The sequence below is a fragment of the Flavobacterium sp. LM4 genome, from assembly GCF_002017935.1.
GTDB lineage: Bacteria > Bacteroidota > Bacteroidia > Flavobacteriales > Flavobacteriaceae > Flavobacterium > Flavobacterium chungangense.
Genome location: NZ_MUFW01000001.1, coordinates 1,752,572 through 1,768,518 on the forward strand (window position 1 = coordinate 1,752,572; position 15,947 = coordinate 1,768,518).

A 15,947-nucleotide genomic window follows, 5' to 3' on the forward strand; every position below is an offset into this window, starting at 1 on the left:
TTCTCTAATTGGAGTTGTCGTGATATTTCCGTCTATTTTTTTTTATGTTAAATATAAATTCGTTTTGTTCGGGGTTAGTAGCGTATGTAAATGCAGGTAAATTGTCGAATGCAGATTTTACGTTATTATTTTTCATAATATTACTAGCTACTGTTCCTGCAGCTGTTGCGGCAGAGTTGCATGGATCTAAATCGGGATCAGGTGGCGGAGGTGTATTTATTTTAACACATTCACAATTTTCTAATCTATATCCTGTAGGACATGTCCTGGTACATACACAGTTGCAGGTTGTGTAATTTAGCTGATAACCACTATCACACATAACCTCATTTCCACAGGGGTTTCCAGGGCCTCCAGGATCAGGATTACCAGGGTCAGAATCACAAGATTCAATCCCTGTTGATCCTCCTATACAGCCACAACTTGCTAGATAGGCAGACCCGCCTATTTCTCCAGTGCAGTCTGGTTTATCATCATTATCATCAGGAGGCTCATTCTCACTACGAACAGATGAGCAATTCCATTCACAATCATTGGTATCTATACCATCTTTATTAGACCATACACAGGTTTCGGTCATAGTATAACTGCCATAATCATCAACTGTAATCTGATCTGGCTCGTTACAAATAACGACCTCCTCCAGTCCCAAGGAATCCTCCTGTCCATAGGAGGAATAGCAAACCAAATTTATAGCATTATTTTTTAAAACAGGCGTTATACCCGTCAAAAATAGTATTAAAAACAGTATTTTTTTCATTTTACAATTTAGATTTAATTACTATTGTCGATTTACTGTTATTGTTGTAATTTACCTTTAAAATATAAGATCCATCGGCTACGTTTACCGCAATGGTGTGGGTGTGATTCCCTGCAGGAAGAGATAATTTTTCAGTATATAAAACAGTTCCTGCCATAGAGTACAAAGCAATATCAACGGCAGTTTTTTCTTCTAAACGCAGGTTAAATGAAAAGCTGTCGTTGAACGGATTAGGATAAATTACTAACGGATCATTTTTTAATGATGGAGCACCAGTATCCTGTTTGTTTTTGACCAAACTGATATACATCGGTTTTTCAGGCTCATTTTGCCTTACAGACCATAATTGTAAATTTCCTGCCAGATAATGTGTCCCCTGGTAGTTTAGGGTTTGTAAACGGGCATTTTTAAATACGAATTCAGTTGGTTTTTTGGCACTGTAATGATCAATTTTGCTGTAAGCCGTGTCATCAAACAATACTTCCGTATCAGTAATTTTGCCATGTAAATCTACACTGGTTTTGTCGTTTTCTGTCCAGGTACCGCTAAAAGTACCATCGCTCTGCGATTTCAAATCGACAGTTAAGGGTTCTTTGGCAATAATATGCTGTCCGCTCCAATCGTAGGTAACAATGTACCCGGTATAATTTCCGTCCAGTGTTTCCGGATTATTTATCTGGTGTTTTACAGCCTCAAAATGATTTTTAGCTTCCGGATGTGTTTCTTTTTTCTTTGAATAAGAGGTTAGCGTTTGTTTATAATCGGCAAACTCAGGTTCTGCTTCCATCATTTCGTTTTGTGCTGGCTCATAGCCATAATTAGCTGCTTTGGTAAGCCATTGTTTGGCAGCGACCAAATCTTTAGGCGTTCCATACCCATTGCGATAACATATTCCTAATAGATACATTGAACCCAGACTACCGTATTGGCTTGATTCTTTAAACAATTCAAACGCCTGTTTGTAATCCTGCTGGCAGCCTAAACCTTTGTAGAGCATATAACCTTTGCCAAAAACACTGCTGGTTGCTTTTAAGGCAGCACCTTTAGAATAGTATTCAAAAGCCTTTTTGAAATCCTGTGGAGTTCCCAGTCCTTCTCTGTGCATCGTTCCCACATTAAACCAGGCTTTTGCATAACCGGCTTCTGCTGCTTTAAGGAACCAGCTCAATGCTAATTCCTGATTTTGTTCTGTTCCCACTCCATCGCTGTAAAGAATAGCGAGCATATTCATTGCTTTAGGAATGGCTTCTTCTTCTGCGGCCTTTTTACAGGAAAGAAATCCTTTTTCAGGATTGTAAAAAGAATGATTTTCGTTAAGCTGCATTTTTGCCATATCCAGTGAGGTTATGACAACTTTATTTTTGGTTTGTGCCCAGAGCTGCAGTGATAACAGGAGCACTATTATTTGGATAATTTTTTTCATGTACGGTTTTTTTAATAATTGTTAAGAAACCTATATGTTTTGTATATGACTTTTTCTAAAAAGAAAGTTTTTGAATTTACCATGCAAATTTGGTTTTGGTCTCTTCCGGTTTTTTCGAGGTATTACGGGCTTCATCAGATTGTAATCTTCTAAGGGATTCCGGAAGAGTTGTATTCATTTTACGCATGCTTTCGCTTGTTTTTGGAACATCCTTGCCAAAACGTTCTTTTTTTACCAGTTTGGCTAAATTGTAATTGAAAAGTTCATTGTGTACTTTGGTACTGTCCAGTCCCTGATCAATCCCCCGTTCTTTCATTTTTTGCCAGGAGCCTTTTGCCCAGGCATTAGCCGTTTTTTTGTTCAAGTCAATTAACAGTTGAGTGTATTGTTCATCCGTAAGAATGGTCGGCAATATTTTTCTTTCGTAAGACTTTAAATCCAAAGATTCGTTTTCTGCTTTCTTTTCAGCCATCAGCTTACTTTGATAGATAAGGCTGTCAATTTGTGTTTTGTCCAATTTTAGCTTTTCCCTGTTTCTGACAGCACTTGCAAATTTTGAATTATCATCCGGACGCAATATTTTATCGCCGATAAGATTTTTGTTTTTTAAGGCTTGTACATAATGATTAGAGATCGAATCGTATTTTAAAATGACATGGGTAAGATTGTTTTGCGATTTTTTGGATTTCTCCGTTGACATCATGGCTTTCTCCAGTTCAATTCTACGATTGTAATAGGTCTGGTAAAGCGTTTTATAAGTTTCAGAATCTAATTTGTATTTACGGGTAATTAAGACCATTTGTGCTTTTGCCTCTGCATCAGCATTCTTTTCAGCTTGTTGCAGATACTGATCTTTAAATGTTTGTTTTTGGTTGTTTTGTGCATTCATTGAATGCGAAAAAAGAGCAAGACTAATTACTAGTCCAAAAATTGTTTTTTTCATGGTTTGATGGTTAAATAGTTAATAATTATTTGAATTAAAACCAGATTCTTTCCTGGTTGTCAGTTATAATAAAAGGTCTTTCTTTACCTTGTGAATATTCGGGAATTAGCAGTAATAATGCATTTTTAGGAACTTTTTCAAAAACAAGGAAAGAACTTCCTTCTACAGCCGTTTTTTCTCCCATAGAAATCCAGTTATTGTTCCAGTAATACAGGGTGTATTTTTTGTCTAATCTAAACTTGAGGTATTTGTCCTGTTCTTCAATAGTTACATTTCGGGTATTTGCCAAATCGGGCTTTAGTGTCAGCTGGTGCTGGTATCCGGAAGCAATAGGATATGCGGCAGCTTGTATTTTTCCGTCTACGAAATAAGCAGGTAAAAAAACGGCTCCTTTGCATAAATTATCAAATTTTACTTTGCCTTTATTTATTTTCCCCCACCAGGTAGGTTTCCACTTCATACCGTTAAATACACATACGTATGCTATTGACGGTTGAGACGGAATGGTAAAAAGTGGTGTTTCCAGACTTCCGGTTTGCCAGTAGTTTGCCGTGACGTCCATGTAATTTTTGTTGCGCATAAATCCCGGAGGTATTTGTTCGCGATCTATGATATTAGCCAATACATCCGGCTGTTTTGCATAGGTAATGCGTATGACTTTAGAAGGCTCTCTCGAAAAATTATCGATTTTTATATTAGCTGTGGAAACATCAAAAGGAATCAGCTTTCCTTCAGACGAAAAAGTACTATTGAAAAAATGAGTACCTGTGGATGTTGCCCAATACGGAACACTTTCCAGTGAAGCGCAATATCCCTGAGAACGGAGCGTGTAAGTCATTAAATTACCAATGTCATCACAATTTCCTTTTTTGCGGTTTAGTAACTGTATGGGGCCCAAATGAGGTAAAGGTTCTTTTCGCTGTTCCTGATCCCAGGTGTTGACAAACCATGTTCTCATATCTTTTGCAAAATAATGTAATGCCTGTTCAGTGTTTTGTGTTTTTAAACTATCCTCAATCCATCCGAATTTTTCATGATAAACAGCTCGCCAGTCCTGCAAAGGTTCTGAACCCACCCTGTATGGTAATATATAATTGCAAAAATCAGTGAATGATATGTTTTTGGATTGAGGCTGTTTCCAGACAGCAAAAGCATTTTCGATATTCCTGATTAAGAAATCAGCTTTTATAGTATCAATATCTTTATAAACATAGGGTACTGGTTTTATATTTTCATATTTTGATTTTATTGCTTCAAAAGCTTTAACAGCAGTTACAAAATCAGGATAATCCATTTCGTTATAAGGAATGCGTTTTCCTGTTCCATCTGTCCAGTAATAATCGACAGAAGAATGAATATCCATATTTGAAATCAAAAAATAAGAGGCTTTTAGCTTCAGACTGTCTGCTGTATTTTTATTATACTGCTGAATTACTTTTTCCAGCTCACCCCGATTTTTTCCTGCTTTTTCTAATACTGCTGTTACATTTTTTGGTAAGTTATTTTGGCTGCAAACATACAGGCTCGAAAGAAGCAATAACATCATTATAATTTTACCCATAATTTGAGATTGGATTTAAAGTTTAAATTGAATTTGCGGTATTATTTTGGCAGCTTTTCAAAAATAGATTTGCCTCTTTTTGATATTTTTCAGTTAACTCATTGCGTTGAACAGGTTGCATATTCACAATCTGCTGCGCCATCATACAGGCTAATTTTATTTGTTTGTCGGTTCTCAAAACTTGCATCAGATTGAATTTATATTTCATTGTTTTAGGTGAGAGTGTCGTAAGCTGATATAAATTTGATATTGCTCCTGTTCTATCCTTTAATTTAAGCAGACATCGGGCAGACATGTCATAAAGCTTAGGATTAGCACTGAATTTTTTGGCACAATTAAATTGGTATAAAGCTTCTCCATATTTATGCTGCGCATACAGAAGATTGCCATAAATTATACAAAAACTCACAGAGTTTTGCTGAGTTTCCCTCAACGGTAAAAGCAAATTTTCAGCTTCATCAAAATTTCCTGCCATTAGAAACTCTTGTGCTTTTTTATTCTCACGATTTGCTTTAGCCTGGTTTAATTGGCTGTAAGTGATATAAACAGTAATACAGATAACTATGAGAAGTACTGTTTTGAATCTGCTTGGTGCAATGTTTAATTCAACAATTTTTTTTTGATTGGCACTATTGCATAAAATTCCTGCGTAACAACAAAAAAGAAGCATAACGGGAATTGCTTCGATTATAAAATTAAAAATTGCCATTAACGTAAAGGAAGCAAAACCGGCATAAGCAGCATAATGTATTTTTAGATTTTCATTAGCACCACTTTCTAAGACTATGTCGTTGTTTTTTTTGGATGGATATAAAAAGGAAATTAGCATTGTAATAAACAATACTATGGCAGTAATACCGCCTTCTATGCCTTGTTCTAAATAATCATTGTAAGCCATCAATACAAACGAAGCATTTTTTAACTCTTTTTGATTTAGTTTTCCTTCCTGTATGGCTTTAGCTTGTTTAAGATTGTATTCTTTTTCAAACATTCCTGTCCCATATCCTCTTACAGGAGAATCTAATATCATTTGTGAAGAAATAGTCCAGATAAGTTTGCGGCCGTCTGCTGAATCCTTTTTATCAATGTATAATTGTTTTGCTACAGGGATACATAAAATTGCTACTGTCAGAATTCCAAATAAAACGTATTTAATTTTATAGCGTTTGAGTATATCAAAATAGAATATCAGAAACAGTCCGGAGGAAAATGCACCACCTAATAATGCTGTACGGCATTCTAAAAGAAATAATCCAATGCATACGGTTAAAAGCATCAGATAATGAATGATTTTTAAATTCAAGACAGACGTCTTGAAGCATAAACAGAGTAATGCCGGAAGAGACAATGCCATATACATGGCTACCACATTCGGATTTGCAAAACTTCCTGTAACTTCAAAGCTGGCATTTTCACTGGGAATTTTGCCTAAATATTGCAGGATACACCAGATGCCTTGTAATGCAGCAATAAAGGCAACGGCTCTATAAAAAACGATTGTCTGGTTTTTTCTTAAAATTATAAAAGAAATAAGAAACACAAATAGTATTGCAATACGATAATTCTTAGACTGGACTGCTATTCCTGTTTGCACAAAGACAAATAGTGCCCAAGCTAAAAAAAGAACAAAGGGCAATGTTATTTTAATTCCGATACTATTCTTTGTAGTTCGATATTTCCAAATAAGAACTAGTGTAAAAATTACTCCACTTCCTATTATAAATGAAAAATAATTAAAGAAACTACTGTATATAAATATTTTGAAATTGATTAAACAGCTTAAAAACAATAAAGAGGATAATAAAAAGCAGACTTTAGAGAGGATATTAGATTGGGAGAGATGATTCACGTTGAATATTTTTAACCATTTATAGATTGTTAAAATGTAAATATTTGTAATATATACACTTGTAAAAATATACTTATGATGTCAGTAGAGCAATACCCACTTTTAGTGATATTTATATAAAAAAAGATATATATTTTTTGTTCTGTAAGCAGAAATCGAACAAATTAAATCTTTAATATAAAATGCTTTAGCGAAGTAAATGTGGGTTCTGCAAAATTATTATGAGTTTGATTTGTATCATTTAGAATTATAAAAAAAGCAGTCTTATGGTTTCCTGATTTTTTGATAATTTTTATGAAAAAATGGGTGTACGTCTAAATGGTGTTAGAAGACAATGGATAAAATAGGGGATAGTATTAAACAAAAAATCCCTTTTGATTTTTTCAAAAGGGATAATCTTGCTTTTAATTGAAGGAATTTTTATTCTTCGTCCTTCTCAATTGCATCCTTGTAATCCGGATACAGGAATTTATTATAAGGGAATCTCGTAATATGAATCTGTCGGACAGCTTCGTAAACCCTTTCCCTGAATTCTTCGAAATTCTCTTTATTGGCAGCCGAAATAAACAGAGCATTATCTTCGCCTAAACGATGCATCCAGGTTGTTTTCCACTCCTCAAGTGTAAAATGTCTTGGCGTCTTTTCAGTCATTAAATCATCTTCATCAATCGTCAGATGTTTGTAAGCATCAATTTTATTGAAAACCATAATAACTGGTTTTTCATGTGCTTTAATATCCTGCAAAGTCTGATTTACAGAGGCAATATGATCTTCAAATTCAGGATGTGATATGTCTACAATGTGTAGCAATAAATCGGCTTCGCGAACTTCATCAAGTGTACTTTTAAAAGAATCTACCAATTGAGTTGGCAATTTTCTAATAAAACCTACCGTGTCCGAAAGTAAAAAGGGCAGGTTTTTAATCACGACTTTTCGAACAGTCGTGTCTAAAGTTGCAAATAATTTATTTTCGACAAAAACATCACTTTTTCCAATGGCATTCATTAAAGTCGATTTTCCAACATTGGTATATCCTACCAGCGCTACACGCACCATTGCACCACGATTGCTGCGCTGAACTCCCATTTGTTTATCAATGGTTTTGATTTTATCTTTCAGAAGCGAAATTCGGTCACGCACAATACGTCTGTCGGTTTCAATCTCAGTTTCACCCGGACCACGCATACCAATACCCCCTTTTTGACGCTCAAGGTGTGTCCATAAACCAGAAAGTCTTGGCAATAAATATTGGCATTGTGCCAGTTCTACCTGCGTTCTGGCATACGATGTTTCGGCTCTTTGCGCAAAAATATCCAGGATAAGATTAGTTCTGTCCAGAATTTTACAATCTATAATTTTAGAAATATTTTTTTGCTGCGATGGCGTTAATTCATCATCAAAAATTAAAGTTGATATACTGTTTTCTTTTACAAAAAGATTAATTTCATCTATTTTTCCCGTACCCACAAAAGTTTTAGGATTCGGGCGTTCCATTTTTTGCGAAAAGCGTTTAATCACTTCACCGCCGGCGGTAAAAGTCAAAAACTCTAATTCATCCAGATATTCGTTAAGTTTTTCTTCACTTTGATTTTGAGTTACAATACCAACAATAGCTGTTTTCTCAAAATTTATAACTTCTTTTTCTAACATAGCTTTGAATAAGTTGCAAATTTAATGATTTGTAAACTACTAACACTTATAGAATATTGTTTTTAAGTTCTATTTAAGAAATTGTTGCAGACCTTGTATAAAAACAAAACCATTTAGAAAATTAATTCTCTAAATGGTTTAAAGTAAACTGAAATACAGTGTTTATTCGTAAATAAATGTTTTTTCTGTTTTTACAATTCCGTTTTCTTCAATTTGAGAGCATGAAATAGGAAAATTTAATTTATTGTATTTGTACTTTCTGCTTACGGCAACTAAAGCAGTAGAAGTAGGGCTGAAATTTACTTCATTATTATAAGATATTGTTTCAAAGCTAAATTCATTTTCATGATATGAAATCATTGGAACAATAATTTTATAATTATCGCCAAATAAATTCTGAACGATTAACTGATCTACAGACTTTTTATCATCAAAAGTATACGTTTTAGAGATCTTATCTCCAACAAGCCCCTTATGTTTTGATACGTTGTCATTTACATAGACATATTCAATTTTACCAATAATGGCCTTATTTCTGTCACGTGAGGTGCGTCTTACAATAATGCCGTTTTCTACAATATATTCGATATCTTCAAGGATATTCTGGTGATTTGTACTTTTCTTTGTTATTGCTTTTATTCTTGCACCGTCGTATGAAAAGGTCACGGTTTTAGTTATGTAGTCATTACCTTCGTGATACTTGTTTACAAATTTTGTAATATTGTTATCTGCGTTATAAGTGTAATTAATAACTTCTTTCCAGTCGCTCCCAATTTTATCCTTCACGGTCATATCCAATAATCCATTTTTATTGTAAAAGAATTTCTGAATAACATCTGAAGTTGTGATGCTTTCAATTTTTCCGTCTTTAAAAAGAACTGTTTTGTTTACAATTTCACCGTCTTTAGAATTTTGGTAATTTGTTTTTACAATGTTAATTTGTTTTAAGCGAACTGGGCTGTCCTGACTGTGTAATAAACTGGTAGAAACCATTGCGATGATGGCAAACAAGTAGATTTTTTTCATATGTATTTCAATTGATTTGGGACGACCAAAATACAAAATTCTATAAAAAATTAACAATTTATGATTAAAATAATTTTTAAAATTAATTCATAAACCATTTGTACTTTGTAATCTATTATATTTTCTAAATTTTAACTGGTTTATTATTGATTTTAAAGGTGTTTATTATTTTGGTTGCTTCTTTAAAATACAGATTAAAAAATTTATTAACTAACTTTAGTTGTTTTTGGATTACAATTAAACAAAGCTATTAACTACCAACTTGAATTAATTATTATTTGATGTTTAGTTATTAGCTAATTTTTTTCTCCAAACATTTTCACATCGTCCACCATAAATGCTCCGTTAAGTGTCTTGTCTTTTCCGGATCCTATATATTTAAATGCAATATTTACATTTCCTGAATAAGCAGATAAATCAATCCCTCCGGAACTAATAAACTGGCGTGTTGGCGTAGAAAGTGACGCTACTTTGGCATCTAATTTTATCCAGGTGGCTTTGGTTACATTTGATCCGTCAAAATTAGTTGAGATGTAAACTTCTAAAGTGTTCAAAGCCGAATTGACTTTTAAGTCATGTTGTGCACTTCTAAAAGACAATACCGTATTTTTATATTGAGTTAAATTAATTTTTGGCGTTACCAGCCAGGCAATATTTTGAGCAGCTGTTGTGCTTGTAGTGTTAAATTCTGCATAACCGTTTCCGGAGGTAACCATAGTTCTCCATAATTTTGAAGCTTTTTCTACGATATTGCTCCAATCTGGTAATGCAAAATTGACATTATTGGTAACCGTTTGAAAATCTTCGGTAAAAAAAGGAATATTGCTTTTTCCATCCATAACAACATCTTTTTCTGAACGGATCATTAATTGATAATCGGAAGCATATTTGGTTAAAATTCCGCGTACTTTTCCGCTGCCTTCAGGAACTAAATGGTCTGAAAAATCAGCAAAACTACTGGTCCTGAAAATGATCTGATTTCCGGATTTATCTCTAAGGCCCCAGTTGGTAGATCCTCCAACATTATTCGCCTCTTCAAAATAATGACGGCCAATAGCTGCTTCCAGAAACTGAACATCAGACAATTCAATAAGCGTGTTTAGTTTGCTGTCGTCTAAAGCTTCTTCAATAGAAATTGAATTGACTAATTGATCTTCATCGAGCATCGTACACGAAGCATGTACTACTTTTTTATAATCATTTTGAGAAATTCTTCCTACCGAAGCGGCTCCTGAATTGCCTTCATACAGACTTCCAATTCGCATTCCTCCATAAAATAAATCGGTAAACTGGTCTTTTAATTTGATGTACACTTTATTTCCAACACGATAATCTATAAAAGTGTTTGTCGCATCTATAGCAACGCTGAATCCAACAGCTGGCTTGGTGTCTGTCGCCAGAGTCTGAAGATACAGGATTTTAAAAAAGTTTCCGTTTTCATCACTTGAAATTACATAAGCTTCAATTATATCATCGTAAACATATTTTGTAGCAGTAATGGTTGCCGTTTTCAGCACATTTTCAACGGTTCTGTTTACGATTAAATCAGGCTGCGTGCATTCTAATTTTGGAATGTTGACATCCTCATTACAATTACAAAAAAGGAATAGGAATAATATTGATATGAAACTTTTATAGCTGATTTTCATTTGAAAAAGTATTTTTAAATTATAAATTAATAGTCATATTCACAAAATAAGTTCTTCCGTAGCCATAAAAATATTTGGGTCCAAAAGAAGGAGTTCCGCTGGAAACATCCTGATTCAATTCTCTGAAGTTTGAATTTCTTGCCTGCTCAAACCCGCCTGTTTTATATTTAAAATCAAGTATATTGTTAACACTGGCAAAAAGTCCGATTGTTTTATTGTAAATGCGCCAGGATTTTCCACCGGTTATATTTAAGAGGGATACCGGATTTAGTTTTTCTTGTTTTAACAGCATTTTTGCCCGTTCTTCTGAAGCCTCGGGAAAATTAAAACCACTGGCAGGATTGATGTAAAACCGGGAGGTTCTTGAAATTGGAGAAACATCGACATAACTGTTTGTAATGTAATTGAGATTAGCAGAAATCCACCAGAATTTAGGATCACGATATTCTATTCCACATGAAAAAGCCTGTTGCGGCATACCGGATTGTTTGTAATTTTTGAGTAAGGATTTACCAAAATCAAATGTGTTTTCCGTATCTGCAACCACTGCATTGGCATCATTGGTAATCAAAACATTTGGATTGCTGCTATAGGTGTAACTTCCGTAAGCCGCTGAGAAAATACTTTTAAGAGTAGATGAAACCTGATATTCAAGGCTTAACTCGGCACCGATGTTTTTCTTGTCTAAATTGGTCAGTGTCTGACTCACAAAAGCATCTGTATTGTCATAGCCGGCTCCGTCATCAAAAATTCCTTCGGCATAAAAGAAGGATGTTTTTGTTGTATTTTTTATCAATGCATAATAACCTGAAATACGCATTTTTAGTTTTGGGGAATGGTAAACATAATTGAGATCAGCACTACTTATAGTTTCGTTTTCGATTCCGTTTACAATTGAATTGTTTAGTCTCGAATTAGAAAAAGTATTTCGGAGAGAAGGCGCTTTGGTTTGATGCATTCCACTAAAAAACAGCCATTGTTTTCCTGAAATTTTATAGTTAAGTCCGCCTTTGAATCCGAAATTTTCAAAATTTACTTTTTCGCTTTTGCCGAATGAATTGTCCGGATAAATGCCGTTTTGGTATAAACCTTCTCTCTGGTATTTTGAAGTTGAAAAAGAATTTCCTAAGTAAAAATCGACTTTTCTGTACACAAATCGAAACTGCGTAAAAGCTTCTGCCGTTGTAGCATAAAAATTAAAATTATAGCCATAAGTATCACCGGTTTTTACCTCACGATCCGGGTTTTTTAGATCCGATTGAGATTGGTCTCCTTTATAAAATAAATCAATATCCTCAAAATATTCACCGCCTAATAAATCCAGAAGATTCTGAAAATTATGTGATTTTAGATTTTTAAAAAGTATTCCTCCGCTAAAAAAAATGTTTTCTGTAAGCTGCGTAGTAAGGTTTGAATTAAACGCTAAAGTTTTGTCGTCGGTTCTGTCTTCATAAAGAACATAATGGCTTTTTGAAGGTTCATATCCTGTAATAATTCCTTCAGAATTTGCTACAGCTTTCTGATTGGCTTTGTACATTGCATCCCAGTCAATCTGCGAATTTGCCAAAAACAAGGTTTTACTTATTGCCGCATTTTTGTAATCAGGAGTAAATTCTCCCGAAAATTCTCCATTGTCGACAGCATAAAGTGAACTAAAATAACTGGGCAATTTCCTGTAATAAGTTGGGTCAGGACTGTCTGCATTTTGGTAATCAATATTGCTGTTACCGATTTTTCCGAATTGGTACATAACAGCCGAAGTGAGGTTGGTGTGGTCATTTATTTTAAAATAATGATTAAGCATTAATAGTGGCTCTTCTACATTTTTTACTCTTGCATTTCTTTTTTCACCATTTTGATAGCCCCAATAAGAATTGTATTTCTCAGATTTTAGATTGATTACTTCGTTAGTATTAGGAGCGTTTTTCCCTCGGACATTTGGGGTATAAAAACCGGTAAAATTTAAAGAATGCTGCGGGTTTAATTTTTTCTCTACACTTATAAAAAAAGAGTTCGCATTATAATTTGTTCCTTCAAAATAGCCTTCGCCGGCCCAGCGTTTTCCAACTGAAAAAACATACGCCCAACCGGAGGTTTTCATTCCTGAAGCATAGGTAACCATGGTTCTCCAGTTATAATTTGTATTGGTTCCCGAGAAAGATATTCGGGTTCCTTTTCTATAAGCAGATGCCTGTGTAAAAATTTGCTGAGTACCTAAAATACCTCCAAAAGTATAGTCGGAAGGAGCTGCACCTATTGAAAAGTCCTGATTTCTAAGTACATCATTCAATCCTCCCCAGTTATTCCATTGTGGTCTGCCGTCAAAAATTTTATTCATTTTCATGCCATTAAGCATCATAGTTGCGTTTTCACTGTCTAATCCACGAACGCTGAATCTCGCCTGACCCCAGTTGAATGCTGCTATCTGTAAAAATGCATCTCTCGAAGATTGTAAAAGTCCGGAGGTAGTTTCAGAAGAGGTATTATCTTCTTCTAAATCGCTTTCTAAAAGCGAAATAATAGTTGTCTGTAAATTTTCTGTTTGATCTTCTTCTAATACTAAGATTCCGAGATTTACTTTTTGCCCAAAATTGAAATTAACTTTTAGTAGTAAATCTTTATAACCTTGAGTGTGTACTAAAAGTAATTGTTCACCTGAAAGATCTGAATGCAGTTCAAATGTTCCGTCTTTTTTGGTGAGTTGCATCAATGTTGAATTTTGAATGTTGACTACGGTGTTTTCTAATGGACTTTGAGTTTTAGAATCGATAACCAGTCCTGAAAAAATAGTTTTTTCCTGAGCAGAAGCAATTTTGAAAGTTATAAATAAGGTAAGAACCAATAATTTTTTATGCATGAAACCAAATTTGTTTAAAAAAACCCTTTTCCTGTAAAAGGAAAAGGGTGTAAATAGTTTTTTGACTGAAACTTTGAATTTCAGAAATTTCAGTCAAAAAAATCAAATTGAGTTTGGAAATATAAATGATTGAAAATAAGTAAATTAGTGGTATTAATTTTTTTCAAACATTAATAACTTTAAAGTTAGATGTGAATTATATTACAAAGATACTATAAAATTGCTTTTTATTTGTTTTTTCTTGTTAAAAATTACTTATATGCAGAATTATCTTCTTATAAAATTTGCGAAATGATTTAGATTATGCTGATACTTTTATTTTAGAAACCATAAAAGCAATCAAAACGCCAAAGATTCCAATAAAGGCAAAAGAAAATTTAAGCCCAAAGGTTTCTGCAACATACCCAATAACAGGAGGGCCCATAAGAAATCCAAGAAAGCTAACACTTGAAACTATGGTTAAGGCTTCACCTGCTGACACAGTAGGGTTTTTACCTGCAAGGCTGTAAACAGTTGGGACTATAGTAGAAACACCCAGACCAACAATCATAAAAGCAATTGTACAAGGTATAATGTACGGAAAGAAGACAGCCGTAAAAAGACCCAAAGAAATCATGCAGCCACTAATTTGCATGACGCGTTTTCGGCCAAATTTATTATTCATAGCATCTCCAATAAAGCGCCCGCTGGCCATCATAATCATAAATGAAGTGTAACCTAAAATTACCAAAGCACCCGGAGCTTTTACGATATCTTTAAAATAAATTCCGCTCCAGTCAAACATAACGCCTTCGCTTGCCATGCTGCAAAAACCAATTATTCCGAGCCATAATAAGGAGCTATCGGGTTTGGTAAATAATTTTTTACCTTCTTTCTTGGGTTTAATTTTTTCTTTTGCTTTAACCAAAAATTTAAAATTGAAAGCAACCATCAACAAAACAACAATTCCTACAATTATAAAATGATGGTAAGGAGTTAAATGAAGTGACAGCATACCCAGCCCCACCAAAGCGCCTGTAAATCCAGCAAAACTCCACATGCCGTGAAAGGATGACATGATGTTTTTTTTGAAAAGTGTTTCAGTATAAACGCCCTGAGTGTTCACGGCGATGTTAGCTAAGTTTCCAAATATACCAAAGGTGAATAATCCCAAGGAAAGCTGAAGCGCACTTGCCGCCAGACCTAAATTGGTCAGACTGAAAACATACATGATTAAAGAGAAAATCAAAATGCGGTGACTTCCAAATTTAGTTACCATTTTGCCCGAAAAAGGCATGATAATCAATTGCCCCACCGGAAGTGCAAAAAGAACAGAACCTAATTCTCCCTCGCTTAAATGCAAAGCCGTTTTAATATCCGGAATTCTGCTTGCCCAGGTGGCAAAACTCAAACCCATTCCAAAATAAAACATTCCAACAGCAAAACGAATTCTATTCAAATAGGAAGCTTTTGCCACCCGATAGACTTTTTTGATTTTTCCTTTGGTTTGGAATAAGGCTAATGGATTGAAATCTATCACAGAAATACATTTTAAATTTGTATATACAAAGGTACGGAATTCCTATTTTAAAGTTAAAGAACAACGAATTTTTTATTAAATATACAACGTTATTGTTTATAAATTGTGAATTTAAACCCTTAGTACTCCCCGAAAACCTCTTGCTGCATAATACGATTCAGCTCCGTTGTGATACACAAAAATAGTTTCATAACGATAATCGCAAAAAAGCGCACCGCCAAGTTTTCTAATTTCAGGAGGCGTTTTTATCCAGCTGGAACTTTTTTGGTCAAATTTTCCAAGCTTTTGTAATTCCCTGTATTGTTCTTCGGATAAAAGTTCAATGCTCATAGCGGCAGCCATGTCAATAACATTGTTTTTTGGTTTGAATTCTTTTCTTGATTCTTGTGCTTCACGATCATAACAAAAACTTCTTCTTTCTTTGGGGCTTTCTGCAGCACAGTCAAAAAAAATGTATTCGTTTGTTTTTTCGTCAAAACTTACAACATCCGGTTCGCCTCCGGTTTTCTCCATTTCATTAAGAGACCATAGTTTTTCAGGATTAGCTTCCAGTTTTATCTGCACTTTTTCCCAATCCATATTTTGGTGACGGTTTATGTTTTTCTCAAAACGGTTTTTTAGAGTTTTAAGCAGCTGATCATATTCTTCCGGTAACAATTCTTTTTTGTTTTTCATGACAAAAAGGTTTTTTAGCAAGTTAGTTTTAATTT

The 15,947-nt window shown here is 34.2% G+C and carries 11 protein-coding genes; all 11 read right to left on the reverse strand.

Annotation, left to right across the window (positions count from 1 at the left end; all coding sequences use genetic code 11):
- Positions 1-4: 4 nt before the first annotated feature.
- On the reverse strand, positions 5-760 hold the full coding sequence (locus BXU10_RS07910) for a hypothetical protein (RefSeq protein WP_078226880.1): 756 nt from the start codon (positions 758-760) through the stop codon (positions 5-7).
- Position 761: 1 nt separating this feature from the next.
- On the reverse strand, positions 762-2,183 hold the full coding sequence (locus BXU10_RS07915) for a T9SS type A sorting domain-containing protein (protein ID WP_078226881.1): 1,422 nt from the start codon (positions 2,181-2,183) through the stop codon (positions 762-764).
- Between the two features lie 76 nt (positions 2,184-2,259).
- Positions 2,260-3,126, reverse strand: a complete 867-nt coding sequence (locus tag BXU10_RS07920; RefSeq protein WP_078226882.1) for a hypothetical protein — start codon at positions 3,124-3,126, stop codon at positions 2,260-2,262.
- Between the two features lie 34 nt (positions 3,127-3,160).
- A complete protein-coding gene (locus tag BXU10_RS07925; protein ID WP_078226883.1) occupies positions 3,161-4,687 on the reverse strand; it encodes a hypothetical protein in 1,527 nt (508 codons plus the stop codon).
- A gap of 22 nt (positions 4,688-4,709) precedes the next feature.
- A complete protein-coding gene (locus BXU10_RS07930; protein ID WP_123921968.1) occupies positions 4,710-6,281 on the reverse strand; it encodes an O-antigen ligase family protein in 1,572 nt (523 codons plus the stop codon).
- Between the two features lie 675 nt (positions 6,282-6,956).
- Positions 6,957-8,186: a GTPase HflX gene (gene hflX / locus BXU10_RS07935; protein WP_031454005.1), complete on the reverse strand. Its 1,230-nt coding sequence runs from the start codon at positions 8,184-8,186 to the stop codon at positions 6,957-6,959.
- A gap of 162 nt (positions 8,187-8,348) precedes the next feature.
- Positions 8,349-9,212 (reverse strand): hypothetical protein, encoded by an 864-nt coding sequence (locus BXU10_RS07940; protein ID WP_031454006.1) that lies wholly within the window; start codon positions 9,210-9,212, stop codon positions 8,349-8,351.
- 296 nt (positions 9,213-9,508) lie between these two features.
- Positions 9,509-10,861, reverse strand: coding sequence for a DUF5689 domain-containing protein (locus BXU10_RS07945; RefSeq protein WP_078226885.1), 1,353 nt, complete (start codon positions 10,859-10,861; stop codon positions 9,509-9,511).
- 19 nt (positions 10,862-10,880) lie between these two features.
- On the reverse strand, positions 10,881-13,718 hold the full coding sequence (locus BXU10_RS07950; RefSeq protein ID WP_078226886.1) for a carboxypeptidase-like regulatory domain-containing protein: 2,838 nt from the start codon (positions 13,716-13,718) through the stop codon (positions 10,881-10,883).
- A gap of 301 nt (positions 13,719-14,019) precedes the next feature.
- Positions 14,020-15,237 (reverse strand): MFS transporter, encoded by a 1,218-nt coding sequence (locus BXU10_RS07955; protein WP_078226887.1) that lies wholly within the window; start codon positions 15,235-15,237, stop codon positions 14,020-14,022.
- Between the two features lie 111 nt (positions 15,238-15,348).
- Positions 15,349-15,912 (reverse strand): DUF4256 domain-containing protein, encoded by a 564-nt coding sequence (locus BXU10_RS07960; protein ID WP_078226888.1) that lies wholly within the window; start codon positions 15,910-15,912, stop codon positions 15,349-15,351.
- Between the last annotated feature and the right edge of the window lie 35 nt (positions 15,913-15,947).

Coding starts and splice junctions, on each gene's coding strand:
- BXU10_RS07920 (WP_078226882.1), bottom strand. CDS start 3,126: ATGAAAAAAACAATTTTTGGACTAGTAATTAGTCTTGCTCTTTTTTCG.
- BXU10_RS07950 (WP_078226886.1), bottom strand. CDS start 13,718: ATGCATAAAAAATTATTGGTTCTTACCTTATTTATAACTTTCAAAATT.
- BXU10_RS07910 (WP_078226880.1), bottom strand. CDS start 760: ATGAAAAAAATACTGTTTTTAATACTATTTTTGACGGGTATAACGCCT.
- BXU10_RS07960 (WP_078226888.1), bottom strand. CDS start 15,912: ATGAAAAACAAAAAAGAATTGTTACCGGAAGAATATGATCAGCTGCTT.
- BXU10_RS07915 (WP_078226881.1), bottom strand. CDS start 2,183: ATGAAAAAAATTATCCAAATAATAGTGCTCCTGTTATCACTGCAGCTC.
- BXU10_RS07925 (WP_078226883.1), bottom strand. CDS start 4,687: ATGGGTAAAATTATAATGATGTTATTGCTTCTTTCGAGCCTGTATGTT.
- BXU10_RS07945 (WP_078226885.1), bottom strand. CDS start 10,861: ATGAAAATCAGCTATAAAAGTTTCATATCAATATTATTCCTATTCCTT.
- BXU10_RS07940 (WP_031454006.1), bottom strand. CDS start 9,212: ATGAAAAAAATCTACTTGTTTGCCATCATCGCAATGGTTTCTACCAGT.
- hflX (WP_031454005.1), bottom strand. CDS start 8,186: ATGTTAGAAAAAGAAGTTATAAATTTTGAGAAAACAGCTATTGTTGGT.